This is a genomic window from Rhodococcus sp. F64268 (assembly GCF_023015605.1).
Taxonomy (GTDB): domain Bacteria; phylum Actinomycetota; class Actinomycetes; order Mycobacteriales; family Mycobacteriaceae; genus Rhodococcus.
Genome location: NZ_JALKAI010000007.1, coordinates 134,417 through 149,608 on the forward strand (window position 1 = coordinate 134,417; position 15,192 = coordinate 149,608).

Below are 15,192 nucleotides of genomic sequence, written 5' to 3' on the forward strand. Positions count from 1 at the left end.
TTCATTTGAGAGCCGGAGCGAGCGCCGCAGCGACGAGGACACACACCAACGGCACCACCATCGCCACCGTCAACGACGACACCTCCGAGATCCAGCCGATCGCAGCCGGACCGGCAAGAAACCCGATGTAGCCCAGACCGACGACCCGCGACATGTTCTTGCCCGGAGTGCCGGTCGCGATGTTGCCCGCGGCGGTGAAGATCTGAGGGACCGCCCCCGACAGGCCGAGCCCGAACAACGCCCACCCGACGAGGGTCGTCGGCACCCCCGGCGACGTCATCACCAGAGCCATGCCCGCCGCAGCCGCGAGAGTGCCGAACCGGACCACGGCGACGCCGCCGATCCGCGCGCTCACCCGGTCGGCGACGAACCGGCCCAGCGTCATCGTCGCGGAGAACGCACCGAAGGCCAGCGCCGCCACGGAATCCGAGGCGCCCAGATGCTCCTTGACCTGGAGTGCACTCCAGTCGTTGGCGACGCCCTCGCTGAGCATCAGGCCGAACGCGACGCCGCCGAGCAAGATCACCCGCATCGAGGACCCACCCGCGCTGCTCTCCGCGGGTACGTGCGGTGTCGGCTCACTTGGCACGAGACGAGGGGCCGACCACAGGATCGCGGCGAGACCGACTGCTCCGGCCGCCGCCAACGTCACCGGCGGGTCGATTCCCACGGCGAGTGTCGCTGCACCCACCAGCGACCCGGCGATCCCGCCCATCGAGAACAGCCCGTGGAACGCGGCCATGATCGGGCGGTGGTAGCGCCTCTCCACGAGTACGGCCTGAGAGTTCATCGACACATCGAGCGCACCATTCGCGAAGCCGAATACGACCAGGGCGACGGCAAGCTGCCACGGCGCGGTGGCGAGGCCGGGCCCGATCACCGCGACAGCGAGAATTGCCGCGAACAGCACGGTGGTGCGATTGCTGCCGAACCGGTCGGCGAGGTACCCGGTCGCCTGCATACCCATCAGGGCGCCGACCGCGAGGGCAAGCAGCAGGGTTCCGAGCGCGGCGTGACCGACACCTACTCGCTGCTGAACCACCGGGATATGGACGACCCACATCGCGAGGAGGAAGCCGTTGATACCGAAGACGGTGAACACTGCGGCGCGGGCGCGTGTGAGGGCAGCATCGATCACGTGGCTCCACGCTAGCGGGATTCTGTGAGGCGGGCTGTCAGGGTCTCGCGATGAGAGTCGGTACCGGATCCCTCAGGATGGCGCCTACCGCGGCAAGCGCGCGCCCGGCCTGTTCACCGTCGACCAGCCGGTGATCGAACGCGAGCGACAACGTCACGACCTTCCGCACCGCAAGAGCGCCGTCGACCACCCAGGGTCGGTCGGTGATCGCTCCGACTGCCAGGATCGCGGCCTCCCCGGGATTGAGGATGGGGGTGCCTGCGTCGATCCCGAACACACCCACGTTGGTGATCGAGATCGTCGACCCCGTCAGATCGACAGGCGTGGACTCACCCGAGCGCGCGCCGCCCGAGGCCGAAGCGATCGCGTCGGCCAACTCGGGTAGACGCATCGCGTGCGCATCGCGCACCACCGGTACCTTCAGGCCTTCGTCGGTGGCGGTCGCGACACCCAGATGAACACGGTGGTGAACGACGATCTCCTGGGCTTCCTCGTCCCACGACGAATTCAGCGACGGCTCGTCGGCGACGGCACGCATCAGGGCGGCCGCGACGATCGACAGCGATGTCAGGTGCGTGCCGTCGAACGGAGGTGACGACCGCAGCCGCGTCACCAGTTCGACAGTATGCGTGGCATCGCACGTCAGGAACACCGTCGCATGGGGAGCCGTGAAGGCACTGCGTGTGACGGCCGCGGCGCTGCGCTTGCGTATCCCGCGGATGGACACGCGCGTGTCGTCGTCGGTACCGGATGCCTGCGGAAGACCCCGGTCGGCGCGGCGCCGCACATCGGCGCGGGTGATCACCCCACCGGGACCTGTGCCCTCGACGGTAGCGAGGTCGACGCCGAGGTCCTTCGCCTCCCGTCGGGCGCCGGGCTTCGCGTCGGGCCGAAGCGCGACAGTGCTGCTGGTGCTCGCCTCTTCGTCGGAGTCGTTCCCGGACAATGCCTTCCGAGAGGCACGTCTGCTGACCGGGGCGTCACCGGGGCCGTAACCGACGAGAACCTGCGGTCGCTGCTCGGTTTCGTGCTGATCAGGCTTCGCGGCGGGGGTGTCGGTATCGGAGCCACCGCTGCCGGACACCGTGATCCGCAGCAACGTCGCCCCCACCGGCACGGTGTCGCCGGGGGAAGCGAGCAGTTCGGCGACGGTGCCGGCGTACGGGGACGGCAACTCCACCGCAGCCTTCGCCGTCTCCACCTCGGCGATTACCTGGTTGAGCTCGAGGTGGTCGCCTACCTGCACCTTCCACGCGACAAGATCCGCGTCGGTCAGGCCCTCACCCAGATCGGGCAACCGGAATTCCTTGACGGTGTCGACCATCGGTCCTCCATTCGTCACGCCGCGAGACTGCGGTCGACGGCGTCGAGTATCCGGTCGGGGTCGGGGCGATGGTGGGATTCGAGCTTTGCAGGGGGATACGGAATGTCGAATCCGCCCACCCGAAGTACCGGAGCCTCCAGCTGATAGAAGCAACGTTCACCGATATGCGCAGCGATCTCGGCCCCCACCCCACAGAACACAGGCGCCTCCTGCACGACGACGAGTCGGCCCGTGCGGCGCACCGATTCCTCGATCGTGTCGAAATCGATGGGGGAGAGCGACCGCAGGTCGATGACCTCGATCGAATGCCCCTCGCCGTCAGCGATATCCGCGGAGTGGAGGGCCGTCGTCACGAGTGCGCCGAAGGTCACGAGGGTGGCATCGGTCCCGGATCGGACGATACGGGCCCGATCGAGCGGCAGGTCCGGTTGCGCGTCGACGTCGACGGAGCCGCGTTCCCAATAGCGGTGCTTCGGTTCGAGGAAAATCACCGGGTCATCGAGGGCGATGGACTGCTGGATCATCGCGAACGCGTCGGCGGGGTTGCTGGGGGACACCACCCGTAGGCCCGCGGTGTGCGTGAAATACACCTCGGGCGATTCCGAATGGTGCTCGACCGCGCCGATCCCCCCGCCATACGGGATACGGATCGTCAGAGGGGCTCGGACGGCACCCGCTGTCCGGTAGTGGATCTTCGCGACCTGGGAGACGATCTGGTCGAACGCCGGGTAGACGAACCCGTCGAATTGGATTTCACACACCGGCCGGTAGCCGCGCAGTGCCATCCCGAACGCGGTACCGACGATTCCGGACTCGGCCAGTGGGGTATCGATCACCCGGCCGTCCCCGAAATCCTTCTGCAGTGTGTCGGTGATGCGGAAGACACCGCCGAGCTTGCCTACGTCCTCGCCCATGATCACGACCTTGCGATCGTGTTCGAGGGCCCGTCGCAGACCGGCATTGAGCGCTGCGCCGAGTGTCATCGTCGTGGTGGTCATCGTGCGGCCTCCTCCGGGATATCGAATTTCGGCGTCTCGAAGCTCGTGAGATAGCCGGCGTAGTCGGCGCGTTCGCGTTCGATCAGGGGATGCTCGGTGGCGTACACGTGGTCGAACATGCTCAGCGGTTCCGGATCGGGCAGGGCGAGAGTGCCGGTGCGCAGGCGCGTTGCAGCGGTGTCGGAGGTGTCCTTCACGTCGGCGAGGAACGCGTCGTCGGCGAGGCCCTCCCGTTCGAGCAACTTTCGGACCCGTTCGATCGGGTCGCGAGCTCGCCATTCGTCGAGGTCGGCGTCGGTGCGGTAGCGGCTGGGGTCGTCCGAGGTGGTGTGCGGCCCCATCCGGTAGGTCAGGGCCTCGACGAAGAACGGTCCGGCTCCGTCACGTGTGTGCTGCGCGGCACGTCGAGTGACTGCGAGGACCGCGAGCACATCGTTGCCGTCGACCTGCACGGCAGGCATCCCGAATCCGGCGGCGCGTTGCGCGAGCGGAACCGGTGTCTGGACCTGAGTGGGGGCACTGATCGCCCAGTGGTTGTTCTGGCAGAAGAAGACGACCCCGACCCCCCAGCTCACAGCGAAGCCCAGCGCCTCCGACACGTCGCCCTGGCTGGTGGCGCCGTCCCCGAAATAGACGACGGTCGCGATGTCTGCGCCGTCGAGCTTGGCGCCCATCGCGTAGCCGGTGGCATGCAGCCCCTGCGAACCCACCACGATCGCGGGGTTCGTCATGTTCACGGTGGCCGGATCCCAGCCGGAGTGGGCGCAGCCGCGCCACATCCGGGTCATGTCGGCGGGGTCGACTCCGCGACACCAGGCGACTCCGTGCTCACGGTAGCTGGTGAGAATGTAGTCGTCGGGCCGCAGCGCATGGGCGGATCCCACTTGTGCGGCCTCTTGGCCGGTCAGCGGGGCCCAGAGCCCGAGCTCGCCCTGTCGCTGGAGCGCGGTGGCTTCGGTGTCGAGTCGGCGGACGACGACGAGATCGCGATAGATCTCGCGCAGGCGCGCGGCATCGACGTCGGCGACCAACGCGGAGTATTCGGGGTTGTGGACGCGCCGGCCATCGGGCTGGATGAGCTGGACCGGATAGGTCGGGGATGCAACCATCGTCGATCACCTCGTCGGTGCAGGCCCGGAGGTCCTTGTGGGACGAACCGGGCTTGTATTGTGCTGTACCTCACATGATCCACGTTCGGTGAAAGTGCGCAATCGAACGCGGCCTGGTTGTGCAAGAAGCACAGAGATCGTCGGTCGAACGGTGGCACACTGTGAAGGATGACCAATGTGGACGCGACCGACGCCCGTCTGCTGATCGAGCTGGCCCGCACGCCCAGGGCCACGGGTGTCGAATTGGCTCAGCGACTGGGGTTGTCCCGCAACACCGTGCAGGCACGCCTCGCGCGCTGGGATGAGGAAGGGTTGCTGGCGTCGTTCGAGCGGAGAGTCGATCCGGTGGTGCTCGGCTACCCGCTTGCGGCGTACGTGGCGACCACGGTGGACCAGCATCGTCTCGCAGAGGTGGTCGATGCGCTGGAGGGGATTCCCGAGGTCGTCGAGGTCTACGGGCTTGCGGGTCCGATCGATCTGTCGGTCAAGATCGTCGCTCGCGACACAGACGATCTGTACCGGCTTGCCGGGCAGATTCTCGAGATTCCCGGTGTGGAGCGCACCAACATGTCGCTGGTGATGCGTGAACTCGTTCGCCAGCGCACTGTGCCGCTTCTCGGGATGATCCCTCGGTGACGGTCGGCAACCGACCGTATGTGCGGCTCAGGCCGAGCGGGTGACGAGTTTGTGGACGGCTTTCCGGATCTGCTCGGGGATCGGGACGGGGCGCCGGGTGTTCATGTCGACGTACACGTGTGTGAAGCGTCCGGTGGCGGCAGCAACGAGCGTGCCGTCGTCCTCCTCGCGGAAAATGGCGAGTGAGTAGGTCACCGATCGGCGGCCGAGCCCCTCTACCGAGAGGCCCACTTGAAGGCGATCGGGGAACGACAGTTCTGCGAGATAGCGGCACGAAGTTTCGGCGACAACGCCGATCGCGTCGAGTTCGCGGATGTCCACGCCGGTGGTGGCCATGAGCCAGCCGTTGACTGCCGAGTCGAAATACGAATAGTAGGTCACGTTGTCGACGTGGCCGTAGTGATCGTTGTCGGCCCAGCGGGTCTGAACCGGCCACAGTACCGGGAATTGCCCCGGTTCGGCTGTGGGTGTCGTCGGCTGGCGGTTGGTCACGCCTCGACGATAGTGCTATCCGGACAGCAAAATCCCATCAACAGTGCTCACATTGCAGAACCGACACCGAAAAGGGATGAATCGGGCACTACTGTGGCGCGTTCATGCGCGTCCACGTGTCACTATTCGGTATGGCCCACAGAAACGTGCTCATCTCCGCTGCCGAACTCGCGGATTGTATCGATGCCGGCGTGCCACCGATCCTGTTGGATGTGCGCTGGATGCTCGGCGACCGGCACGGTCGGGAGAAGTACCGCGAAGGCCACATTCCGGGTGCCGTGTTCGTCGATCTCGACGCCGAGCTCGCCGATCCGCCCTCCGTCGAACTGGGCCGTCATCCCCTGCCCGACATCGAGCGCCTGCAAGCGGAAGCCCGCGGGTGGGGGATCTCCGACGGCTCCGCGGTGGTCGCCTACGACGCAACCGGCGGAATGGCGGCGGCGCGCGCGTGGTGGCTGCTCGAATGGGCCGGTCTGGCGGACGTCCGCCTGCTCGACGGCGGGCTTCCCGCGTGGATCGCAGGAGGTCATCCTGTCGCGGCCGGCCCCGGGGCGGAACACAGGCCGGGGTCGGTCACTCTCAGCGCAGGACACATGCCGACGGTCGACATCGACGAGGTCGCAGAGTTTCCGTCGCACGGCGTACTCCTTGACGCCCGTAGCGCGGAGCGCTATTTCGGCGACGAGGAACCGGTGGACTCGCGTGCGGGGCACATTCCCGGTGCGATCAACGCGCCGACCGGCGGAAATCTCCGTGAGGACGGCACCTTCCGGCCCGCGGATCAGCTGGCGGCCCGGTTCGCGGAGTTGGGTGTGACCGGCGATGTGGCTGTGTACTGCGGCTCGGGGGTCACCGCGGCGCACGAGATCGCAGCGCTGGCGATCGTGGGTATCGATGCGTCCCTGTTCCCCGGATCGTGGTCGCAGTGGTCGGGTGATGCGCGCCGGGAGATCGCGACCGGATGACGCAGCGGGACGGCAAGAATGCACCGGGAGTGGTTCGGCGGGGGAGCGACTGCGTATGTTACCGAGGGTGACATTCAAAATTCCTGGACGTGTAGCGTTCCCGTTGGTCGCGGCGGCTCTGTTCGGTGCCGTCGTATGCGCGCCTGTTGCCGCTGCCGCACCTGGCGGCCAGGGAACACCCGCCCTGGCGGCGTGCGCAGGCATCGAGCCCTCGTCCGAGCTGGCCACGCTCACCGATCCGGCCGGGATCGAGACCTTCGCCGACGCGCAGGCTCGCATCGGTGCACTGCGCGAGGTGCTCACGCGCAGCGACGATTACCGTGGAACATTCGTCCTCGCGTTCGACGAGATCCTCACTTCGGCGGAGCCGACCCTCACGGCAGGTATCTACGACGATCCGGAATGGGCGGAGGAACTGGCGGTCGAGGTGGTGCGGCTGTACCTGGCCAACCTCCATGCGTACGTCACCGGCGGTACACCGGCTCCCCACTGGGCAGCGGCCTTCGCGCTCACCGAGCAGTGCGACCGCAGCCCGGGGCGAGTGCTCACGGGCGCGATCGTGGCGCATCTTGTGATCGATTTCCCCGAGGCGCTCGTGGCGATCGGATCGACACCGCAGCACACCCGCGACTTCTATACCTTCGGTGAGGCTCTCGTCGCGGCGGCACCGGTCATTGCCGACGAGTTCGAGCGGGTCTACGGCACCGATATGGAGCCGTTCTTCACCGGTTGGTTCGTCGGGGATCTCGTCGGCGACACTCCGACCACGACGTTCATGTTCCAATCGGCACGAACGGTGGCCTGGGTCAACAACTTCGGCTTACAGAACCCCGCGACCCGAGATCTGACCCGCGCCGAGATGAACCTTGCAGTCGACGCGGCGAGCGTGGTTCTGGACGGGCTGGAGGTCATCGGAACAGTGTGAGTACAGCGGTGCTGTGAGGGCGGCGGTGCGGTGAATACGGCCGGCCGTATGTCACTGCCTGGAGTACTCGGATGCGCGCCGGATCTGTTCGGAGGTCGGCTTCACGCCGGTGTAGAGCTCGAACTGGAGTGCCGCCTGGAGTGCGATCACCTCGGCTCCGGTGATGGTGTGCATCCCGTGCTCCCTGGCGTCGCGGATGAGCGGGGTCTCCGGTGGTACGGCGACCACGTCGAACACTGTCGATGCCGAGGCGATCAGGTTGCCGGGGAACGGCAGCGCCTCGGAGTCCGCTCCGCCGCCGGACATTCCGATCGGAGTGGCGTTGACGAGCAATCCCGCAGAGAGGTCGGTCGCATCGCTACGCCACGCGTAGCCGTATTTCTGAGCAAGTGCCCTGCCGCTGGTCTCGTTGCGCGCGACGACGGTGCCCTCGGTGAAGCCGCTGTGGCGAAGTGCTGCCGCGACCGCCTTGGCCATGCCGCCACTCCCGGCGATCACGACCGGCACGGTGGGGTCGACCTCGTGTGCGGCAAGCAGGTCCACCACGGCCTGGTAGTCGGTGTTGTAAGCGTGGAGGATGCCGTCGTCGTTGACGATCGTGTTGACCGATTCGATTGCTCGGGCGGAGTCGTGGAGGACATCCATCATCGGCAGCACCGATTCCTTGAAGGGCATCGACACACCCGCGCCCCGGATCCCGAGTCCTCGGATTCCGGCCACGGCATCGGCGATATCGCTGGGCCGAAATGCCTTGTACACGAAATCGAGGCCGAGTTCGTCATAGAGGTAGTTGTGGAACCGGGTGCCGATATTGCTGGGCCGTCCCGAGAGTGAGATGCACAGCCGAGTGTCCTTGGAGATGCGCGAGGCCATCTTGACACGGTAGCCCGCACCCCGACCGGAATGCTGTTCTCGCAAACAAGAATGATGTATGTTCGCGATATGGGAGACGATCTGGGTGCCGGTGGACTGCGATTCGAACGCGAGGGTGCGATCGGGTGGTGCATCATCGACCGGCCTGCCGCACGCAACGCATTCACCCCGGCGATGTACTACGGCCTCAAGCGCGCGGTCAAGCTGGTCAACACCGACCCCGATCTCGGTGCCCTGATCATCACCGGAGTCGACGACGTCTTCGCGCCGGGCGGCGATCTGGGCGGCCGCTCGGAGCCGGGCGACCAACTGCCGGAAGGGCTTTCAGGTGACGAAGTCGTCCCGTTCCTGACCATCCGCGACAGCCGCGCGCCCGTTATCTCCGCCGTCAACGGAATCTGCCAGGCGGGTGGGTTGCTCGTGGCCATGATGTCCGACATCGCGGTGGCCAGCGACCGCGCCACCTTCCGCGTGCCCGAACTCTTGCGCGGAATCCCCGACGCAACCTTTGCCGCGGCACTGCCCGCACATGTCGGATTGGCAGCGGCCCGCGATCTGATCCTGTCCGCCCGGAGATTCGACGCGGCCGAGGCCCTGCGGCTCGGCGTGATCTCCCGCGTCGTCCCGCACGAACAGCTGCGCGAAGCCGCCCTCACTGCGGCCCGCGAAGTGTTGCAGACGGCGCCCATCGCGCGCGCCCAGGTCAAACGCATGCTCAACGAGCGCTACGGACTGTTCGACTACCAAACCATGTTCGGCGCCCTCGAGACTTCCCCGGAGCCCCGTGAAGGAATGCGGGCGTTCATGGAAAAGCGTGATCCCGCCTGGATTCCACAGAATCTGCCGTCCGTCTGATCGTCATCGGGGGCACGTGCGGGCAGAGTCGGCGAGGGCGCTGTGATCCTCCACCGTGATCGGTAGCCCATACCTCAGCGCGACTGTCAGATACTTGCCTGCAAACCAGCACCGGTACCCGGTGGCGGGAGGTAGCCACGCCGCTGGGGTGTGATCGCGTTTGGTCATGTTCGTGGCGCCGTCGACGGCAATGAGGTTGTACACCATGTCGTTCGCGAACTGCCGCCGAAGCTCCGCAGACCACTGCGCGGCGCCGTGATCCCACGCCGCCGCGAGTGGATAGATGTGATCGATGTGCACCGCGTTCGCATGGGTGCGCCGGAACTGCACGCGCGCGCCGGTGTACGGATCGTCGAGTGTTCCGCTGAGGACGACGCACTCGTCGCTGCCCGGCCGGAATACGACGTCACGAAGGTCCCGTGCGAGCACGTTGTTGCGGGTGTCGCAGCCGTCGCGCCCGCCCGGACCGGGGTGCTCGTCCGTCCACGCTTCTCCGAAGACACACCCACCTTCGCCTCCACAGTCGCGCACGTATCCACCGGGGTGCGGCCGCACGGATACAACCGTCACTGCGGCGAGCAACTCGTCGATCAGCGCGCGCGAAGGACTACCGGGAGCGGGATCCGACGGTGGTGGAGACGAGTCGAACCACCACGACACGACCATGGCGATCACCACCGCCGGCACCCACCACTTCGCGTTTCCCCCACGCATCGGATGATGGTGACAGGTTCGCGTCGACATGTCGTGTTTGCGCGCCCCACGGACTTGCGCGCGTGATGTCGTGGGCACGCACCCACCTGCGCGGCATCGACGCCGCGGCCGGAACGCACTGGGAAGTCAGCCCTCGGTGGTCAGCGGGAAACGCGTCGCGCGGATCGATGCGACCGTGCGTCCGTCGTGTCCGACGATCCAGGAACCACCGGACTGGCGGCATTCGGCGATCCGGTCGTAGACCCTGAGCAGGAAGAAGATCGCATCCTCGGGACTGGCGGTCGCGGCGAGTCGGTGCGACTCACCGTGTTTGGTCCCGTCGAGCCACACCCCGCACTGGCCGTCGAGACGCAATGTGGTGACGTGGTCCCAGTCGATGAACGCGTACTTCACCTGCTCCCACGGTGTGTGAGCACTGTATGTCTGCTCGAGAACCTGGATCAGGACGGGCATACGCACATCCTCCTCCGCTCACGCTCCTCGATCCAGACCGTGCTCGAGTTCAGTACTCGGCGGCGAGTGTTCAGCGGACGGTGACGACCACTTTGCCGCGCGCGTGCCCTTCCTCGACGAGCGCCAGGGCGTGTCCGGCTTCGCGGAGCGGGAAGGTGCGCTCGATCCTCGGGTCGAGGATACCCGTTTCGACGAGTGTCGCGACACGCGTGAACACCTCGGTGGTGCGGCGACGGTCGACACCCGAACCCCCGAGTTCGGACCCCAGGCCCGGATCGGCGACGCTGACCAAGCGCACGGCGGGTCCGCAGGCAGCTGCGGCGTGTGCCAGGACGTCCCCGCCCACCAGGTCGACGATCACCGTCACTTTCCCCACCCGCTCGCCTGCCGCGACGATCCGTTCTTCGCTGCCGGATCCGGACTCTATCCAGATTCCGCTGTTGGCCTCCACGAGATCCGATTTGCCTGCACTCGCGACACCGAGTACCGCCGCGCCCCGCGCGTGGGCCAGTTGGGTGACGGCCGAGCCGACACCGCCCCCGGCGCCCAATACCAGTACGGTGTCCGCATCCACGATCTCGAGTTGCTCGACGATGTCGAGCGCTGTGCCGAGCGCAACCGGAACGGTCGCGGCCGCGGCGAAACCGAGCACCTCGGGCTTGTGCGCGGCACTGTCCGCGTTGAGCACCGTGTATTCGGCATAACCGCCGAAACCCCTGGCGGTCGAACCGAAGACGGCATCGCCCACCGAGAAGTCCCGGCCGTTCTCGCCGACTGCCGTGACCACACCCGACACCTCCCGTCCGAGGACGGCAGGCAATGTCACCGGAACGGTGTCCTTGCGGGTGCCCGTCCGTACCTTCCAGTCGGCCGGATTCACTCCAGCGGCGTGAACGGCGACGACGAGCTGACCAGGTCCGGGCCGAGGTACTTCCAGGTCGAAGACCTGCTGGGTATCTGGTCCGCCGTATTCCGAGAAACCGTACGCAAGCGCCATGGTCACAGCCTGCCACTTCGGATGTCGACGAGGGCTGGCACCATATAGGGATGTTCTTGCACGGGCTCTGGTCACCGGGATCGGGTCTCATGCTGTGGCGCGAACCGGACGAAACGCCTGCCGCCGGCCTTGCCGACAGCGCGGAGCTACCGTCGGCGCTGCGCCGGTGGACGGACCGGCCCTTCCGGCACCGGGTCGAGCTGACGCTGCCCGGTGACACCGCACCGCGCGTCCTGCCCGCCATCGCTGTCGCACCGCCCGACGCGGCCGAACTCCTGCTCGACGTCCCGCGCCGCGCGCAGGGAATTGCGGGTGATCTGCGTTTCCTCGTCCACGTCGCACGTGGCATCGAACGGTGGGCGCAGTCCGGCCGGGTCGCGCCCGGGCTGGAGCGGGCCGAGAAACAGTGGTGGGCTCGCTGGCAGCTCCTCGGCGGCGAGAAGACACGGGCGTGGCTTGCGGAACTCGCTGCGGCGATGCCGCCGGTCCAACGCCAGCTCGGCCGTCCTGCGGCACTGCTCGACGACATGTGTGCCGAGCTGACCGACCCGATCGTGCGAGGTCTGCACCGGCCATCGACGTCGCTGCATCCCCTCGTTGCCGCGCTGGCTGATGGCAACCCGCATCCGCGCGGCAGCCAACGGATGGCCGACGCCCTCGACGAGTGGCGGGCCAGCCTCGCGGGATTCGAACCCGGCCTCGTGCTTCGCCTGGTGGAGCCGGACGACAGTGACGATGCGGACGTCGGTGCCGACGTGTTGTGGCGTCTCGAAGTGTGCCTGCAGACGGAGGGGCGGTCGCCGATTCCCCTGCCGGTGGAGTCGACCGACGCGCATCTTCTTCAGATCGGTGTCCGCAAGCTCGGATCCGCGCTCAACGCGTACCCGCGACTACAGGATGTCCCGCGCGACCCCGACACGCTGGATCTGCTGCTGCCGACCCCGGTCGTGATCGATCTCGTGGAGCACGGCGCGCGCGCTCTGCAGGCGGCGGGCGTGTCGCTGCTACTGCCGAGAGCGTGGGCCACGGTCGACCCGTCGCTGCGCCTGAAGGTGAATTCATCGGTCGCACCGGTGACTGCCGACGAGAGCTCGGTGGGAATGAACGCGATCGTCTCCTACGAGTGGCAACTCGCCGTCGGCGACATGTTGCTCACACACTCCGAGATGGAAGAACTCGTCGCCGCGAACAGCGACCTGGTGAAGCTACGCGGCAAATGGGTTCGCGCCGACAATGAGGCGCTGGCCCGCGCTGCCGAATACGTCAATGCCCATTCGGAGCAGGACGGCTCGCTCGGTTCCTTGTTCGCGCAGTTCACCGGAGATGACCCGCCGCCGGTCGAAGTCACCGATATCACCGCCTCCGGGTGGGTCGAGACGCTGCTCGACGGCCAGGTGCATCCCGAGCCGGTGCCGGTGCCGAAGGACATGCGCACCGAACTACGCCCCTACCAGCAGCGGGGACTCGACTGGCTCGCATTCATGACCAGGCTCGGTCTCGGTGCTGTGCTCGCGGACGACATGGGCCTGGGCAAGACGGTGCAGGTGCTCGCGTTGCTGGCCCACGAACAGGAGGTGTCACAGCCAGGCAGTCCGGGTGAGGGCACGGCGCCGACGCTGCTGGTGTGTCCGATGTCCGTCGTCGGCAATTGGCATCGGGAGGCAGAGCGGTTCGTTCCGGGTCTGCGCGTCTACGTACACCACGGCCCTTCGCGTCTGCGCGACGAGGCGCTCGCCGCAGCGGTAGCCGATCACGACCTGGTGATCACCACCTACGCAATCGTCGCGCGTGACATCGCGCAGCTGACGGAGCTGTGGTGGCGGCGGATCGTGCTCGACGAGGCGCAGCACGTGAAGAACGCGAGCACCGGACAGTCACGGGCTACGCGCGCTATTCACGCAGCACACCGAATCGCACTCACCGGCACACCCGTCGAGAACCGGCTCGAGGAACTCCGCTCGATCCTCGACTTCGCGAACCCGAAACTGCTCGGCAGCGCTGCAGGGTTCCGGGCGAAGTTCGCGGTACCCATCGAACGCGATCATGATTCGGCGGCGGCCGCACGACTGCGTGCTCTGACCGCACCGTTCGTGCTGAGGCGCGTCAAGACCGACCCCGACGTGATCTCCGATCTGCCGGAGAAGTTCGAGCAGACCGTGCGGGCCAACCTCACCGCCGAACAGGCCGCGCTGTACCGGGCCGTTGTCGACGACATGATGCGCAAGATCCGCGACAAGGAGGGAATGGCCCGTAAGGGCGCAGTGCTGGCGGCGCTGACCCGCCTCAAGCAGGTGTGTAACCATCCCGCCCATTATCTCGGCGACGGCTCTCCGGTGCTGCGCCGCGGGCGGCACCGGTCGGGCAAGCTCGGGTTGATCGAGGACATCGTCGAATCGGTGCTCGGCGACGGCGAGAAGGTCCTGCTGTTCACGCAGTTCCGTGAGTTCGGCACCCTCGTCGCGCCGTATCTCGAACAACGTTTCGCGACCGAGGTGCCGTTCCTGCACGGCGGTGTGCCGAAGGCGAAGCGCGACGACATGGTCACCCGATTCCAGCAGGACGGTGCAGGGCCCCCGATCATGCTTCTGTCGCTCAAAGCGGGTGGCACGGGTCTGAACTTGACGGCCGCCAACCACGTGGTGCATCTGGATCGTTGGTGGAATCCGGCGGTCGAGAATCAGGCCACCGACCGCGCATTTCGCATCGGGCAACGCCGCGACGTGCAGGTGCGCAAGCTGGTGTGCGTGGGCACAGTCGAAGAACGGATCGATGAAATGCTCACCGGGAAACAGGAACTCGCCGATCTTGCGGTCGGAGTGGGGGAGAACTGGATCACCGAACTGTCCACCGATCAGCTGCACTCGCTGCTGACCCTGGGCGACGATGCGGTGGGTGACTGATGGCGGGCCGGAGGAACGCAGGCAGGTACGGCACCGCCGAATCGGCGATGCACGGCGTGGAGGCTCGCACCAAGCGCGGCGCGATCGGCCGCAGCTGGTGGTCGAAAGAACTCATCGCGACGATGGAACAGGTGGCCGATAAAGGCCGGCTGACCCGGGGCCGTGCGTATGCGCGATCGGGTCAGGTGGTGTCCATACGACTCGAGCCCGGCGCCGTGATCGGCGAGGTGCAGGGCAGCCAACTGCGCCCGTTCACGGCCACCGTCACGGTGCGCACGTTGTCGGACGAGGCTGTCGAGGAACTGATCGAACGGGTGCGTTCGTCACCCGGATTGCTCGCGCGCCTGGCGGGGGGAGTGCTGCCCGAGGAACTCGGGCCGCTGTTGCTGCCGCGCCGCGCCGGTGAACTCGACTTCGACTGCACGTGTCCCGACGGCGGTTGGCCGTGTAAGCATGCTGCGGCGGTCGCGTTCCTGTTGGCCGAGCACGTCGATGAGAACCCGATGTCCGTCTTGACGCTGCGGGGTGTGGAGGTGTCGGGACTCATCGGAGGGGTCGAGGAGGACGAGCCCGACGACGGTGATTTCTACGGGGACGACACCGAACTGCCGGAGCTTCCGGTCGAGCGTTTCCGGCCTGCGATGGACGATCTGGATCCGATGTTGCTGCGCCGGGCTCTGCGGGCGGGTGGAACGGATGAGGCCGTGGTGATCCGCGGTATGTCCGATCTCGAGGATCTCTACCGTCGTTTGCGCTGATCTACTGCTCGATACGCGGTGGCCCGGAATGTGACGGTAGACATACATGGACTTC

At 66.8% G+C, this 15,192-nt stretch carries 15 protein-coding genes; 6 read left to right on the forward strand and 9 right to left on the reverse strand.

All coding sequences use genetic code 11. The features are described from left to right. Position 1: 1 nt before the first annotated feature. From MWU77_RS17915 to pdhA, 4 genes are read right to left on the reverse strand one after another with little or no spacing between them, the layout of a single operon-like run. Positions 2–1,135 (reverse strand): MFS transporter, encoded by a 1,134-nt coding sequence (locus tag MWU77_RS17915; protein ID WP_169689908.1) that lies wholly within the window; start codon positions 1,133–1,135, stop codon positions 2–4. A 40-nt stretch (positions 1,136–1,175) separates the two neighbouring features. Continuing rightward, a complete protein-coding gene (locus tag MWU77_RS17920) occupies positions 1,176–2,462 on the reverse strand; it encodes a dihydrolipoamide acetyltransferase family protein (RefSeq protein ID WP_247274419.1) in 1,287 nt (428 codons plus the stop codon). Positions 2,463–2,476: 14 nt separating this feature from the next. Beyond that, positions 2,477–3,460: an alpha-ketoacid dehydrogenase subunit beta gene (locus MWU77_RS17925; RefSeq protein ID WP_169689836.1), complete on the reverse strand. Its 984-nt coding sequence runs from the start codon at positions 3,458–3,460 to the stop codon at positions 2,477–2,479. Further along, positions 3,457–4,569 (reverse strand): pyruvate dehydrogenase (acetyl-transferring) E1 component subunit alpha, encoded by a 1,113-nt coding sequence (pdhA, locus tag MWU77_RS17930; RefSeq protein WP_247274389.1) that lies wholly within the window; start codon positions 4,567–4,569, stop codon positions 3,457–3,459. The genes MWU77_RS17925 and pdhA overlap by 4 nt, the downstream gene beginning before the upstream one ends. Positions 4,570–4,737: 168 nt before the next feature. Between pdhA and MWU77_RS17935 the strand changes: the two genes are divergently transcribed. Continuing rightward, positions 4,738–5,205 carry an Lrp/AsnC family transcriptional regulator gene (locus tag MWU77_RS17935; RefSeq protein WP_169689838.1) on the forward strand — a complete coding sequence of 156 codons (468 nt, stop codon included), beginning with the start codon at positions 4,738–4,740 and terminating at the stop codon, positions 5,203–5,205. 27 nt (positions 5,206–5,232) lie between these two features. On the opposite strand, the gene MWU77_RS17940 is transcribed toward MWU77_RS17935, so the two are convergent. Next, positions 5,233–5,697 (reverse strand): thioesterase family protein, encoded by a 465-nt coding sequence (locus tag MWU77_RS17940; RefSeq protein ID WP_247274390.1) that lies wholly within the window; start codon positions 5,695–5,697, stop codon positions 5,233–5,235. 131 nt (positions 5,698–5,828) lie between these two features. Between MWU77_RS17940 and MWU77_RS17945 the strand changes: the two genes are divergently transcribed. Beyond that, complete coding sequence (locus MWU77_RS17945; protein WP_247274391.1) at positions 5,829–6,662, forward strand: sulfurtransferase; 834 nt, start codon at positions 5,829–5,831, stop codon at positions 6,660–6,662. Positions 6,663–6,729: 67 nt separating this feature from the next. Then, the gene (locus MWU77_RS17950) at positions 6,730–7,587 is read left to right on the forward strand and encodes a DUF5995 family protein (RefSeq protein WP_247274392.1); all 858 of its coding nucleotides are present in this window, start codon (positions 6,730–6,732) and stop codon (positions 7,585–7,587) included. A 51-nt stretch (positions 7,588–7,638) separates the two neighbouring features. On the opposite strand, the gene MWU77_RS17955 is transcribed toward MWU77_RS17950, so the two are convergent. After that, positions 7,639–8,460, reverse strand: a complete 822-nt coding sequence (locus MWU77_RS17955; protein WP_247274393.1) for a shikimate 5-dehydrogenase — start codon at positions 8,458–8,460, stop codon at positions 7,639–7,641. Between the two features lie 69 nt (positions 8,461–8,529). Between MWU77_RS17955 and MWU77_RS17960 the strand changes: the two genes are divergently transcribed. Then, positions 8,530–9,315, forward strand: a complete 786-nt coding sequence (locus MWU77_RS17960) for an enoyl-CoA hydratase/isomerase family protein (protein WP_169689843.1) — start codon at positions 8,530–8,532, stop codon at positions 9,313–9,315. A gap of 3 nt (positions 9,316–9,318) precedes the next feature. On the opposite strand, the gene MWU77_RS17965 is transcribed toward MWU77_RS17960, so the two are convergent. From MWU77_RS17965 to MWU77_RS17975, 3 genes are all read right to left on the reverse strand, one after another. Beyond that, entirely contained in the window at positions 9,319–10,029 is a 711-nt protein-coding gene (locus tag MWU77_RS17965; protein ID WP_247274394.1) for an HNH endonuclease family protein, read from the reverse strand. 126 nt (positions 10,030–10,155) lie between these two features. Beyond that, the gene (locus MWU77_RS17970; RefSeq protein WP_169689844.1) at positions 10,156–10,482 is read right to left on the reverse strand and encodes a hypothetical protein; all 327 of its coding nucleotides are present in this window, start codon (positions 10,480–10,482) and stop codon (positions 10,156–10,158) included. Between the two features lie 70 nt (positions 10,483–10,552). Then, the gene (locus MWU77_RS17975) at positions 10,553–11,479 is read right to left on the reverse strand and encodes an NADP-dependent oxidoreductase (protein WP_247274395.1); all 927 of its coding nucleotides are present in this window, start codon (positions 11,477–11,479) and stop codon (positions 10,553–10,555) included. A gap of 50 nt (positions 11,480–11,529) precedes the next feature. Here MWU77_RS17975 and MWU77_RS17980 point away from each other — a divergent pair, with 50 nt between their 5' ends. Together MWU77_RS17980 and MWU77_RS17985 are read left to right on the forward strand one after the other, a co-directional pair. Continuing rightward, the gene (locus MWU77_RS17980; RefSeq protein WP_247274396.1) at positions 11,530–14,379 is read left to right on the forward strand and encodes a DEAD/DEAH box helicase; all 2,850 of its coding nucleotides are present in this window, start codon (positions 11,530–11,532) and stop codon (positions 14,377–14,379) included. Next, positions 14,379–15,137 carry an SWIM zinc finger family protein gene (locus MWU77_RS17985; RefSeq protein WP_169689847.1) on the forward strand — a complete coding sequence of 253 codons (759 nt, stop codon included), beginning with the start codon at positions 14,379–14,381 and terminating at the stop codon, positions 15,135–15,137. The genes MWU77_RS17980 and MWU77_RS17985 overlap by 1 nt, the downstream gene beginning before the upstream one ends. The last annotated feature ends 55 nt before the right edge of the window (positions 15,138–15,192 follow it).

What these genes read in the sequence shown, in the direction of transcription:
- MWU77_RS17985 (WP_169689847.1), top strand. Translation starts at nt 14,379, where the DNA reads ATGGCGGGCCGGAGGAACGCAGGCAGGTACGGCACCGCCGAATCGGCG.
- MWU77_RS17980 (WP_247274396.1), top strand. Translation starts at nt 11,530, where the DNA reads ATGTTCTTGCACGGGCTCTGGTCACCGGGATCGGGTCTCATGCTGTGG.
- MWU77_RS17920 (WP_247274419.1), bottom strand. Translation starts at nt 2,462, where the DNA reads ATGGTCGACACCGTCAAGGAATTCCGGTTGCCCGATCTGGGTGAGGGC.
- MWU77_RS17965 (WP_247274394.1), bottom strand. Translation starts at nt 10,029, where the DNA reads ATGCGTGGGGGAAACGCGAAGTGGTGGGTGCCGGCGGTGGTGATCGCC.
- pdhA (WP_247274389.1), bottom strand. Translation starts at nt 4,569, where the DNA reads ATGGTTGCATCCCCGACCTATCCGGTCCAGCTCATCCAGCCCGATGGC.
- MWU77_RS17955 (WP_247274393.1), bottom strand. Translation starts at nt 8,460, where the DNA reads ATGGCCTCGCGCATCTCCAAGGACACTCGGCTGTGCATCTCACTCTCG.
- MWU77_RS17960 (WP_169689843.1), top strand. Translation starts at nt 8,530, where the DNA reads ATGGGAGACGATCTGGGTGCCGGTGGACTGCGATTCGAACGCGAGGGT.
- MWU77_RS17975 (WP_247274395.1), bottom strand. Translation starts at nt 11,479, where the DNA reads ATGGCGCTTGCGTACGGTTTCTCGGAATACGGCGGACCAGATACCCAG.
- MWU77_RS17935 (WP_169689838.1), top strand. Translation starts at nt 4,738, where the DNA reads ATGACCAATGTGGACGCGACCGACGCCCGTCTGCTGATCGAGCTGGCC.
- MWU77_RS17970 (WP_169689844.1), bottom strand. Translation starts at nt 10,482, where the DNA reads ATGCCCGTCCTGATCCAGGTTCTCGAGCAGACATACAGTGCTCACACA.
- MWU77_RS17925 (WP_169689836.1), bottom strand. Translation starts at nt 3,460, where the DNA reads ATGACCACCACGACGATGACACTCGGCGCAGCGCTCAATGCCGGTCTG.
- MWU77_RS17945 (WP_247274391.1), top strand. Translation starts at nt 5,829, where the DNA reads ATGGCCCACAGAAACGTGCTCATCTCCGCTGCCGAACTCGCGGATTGT.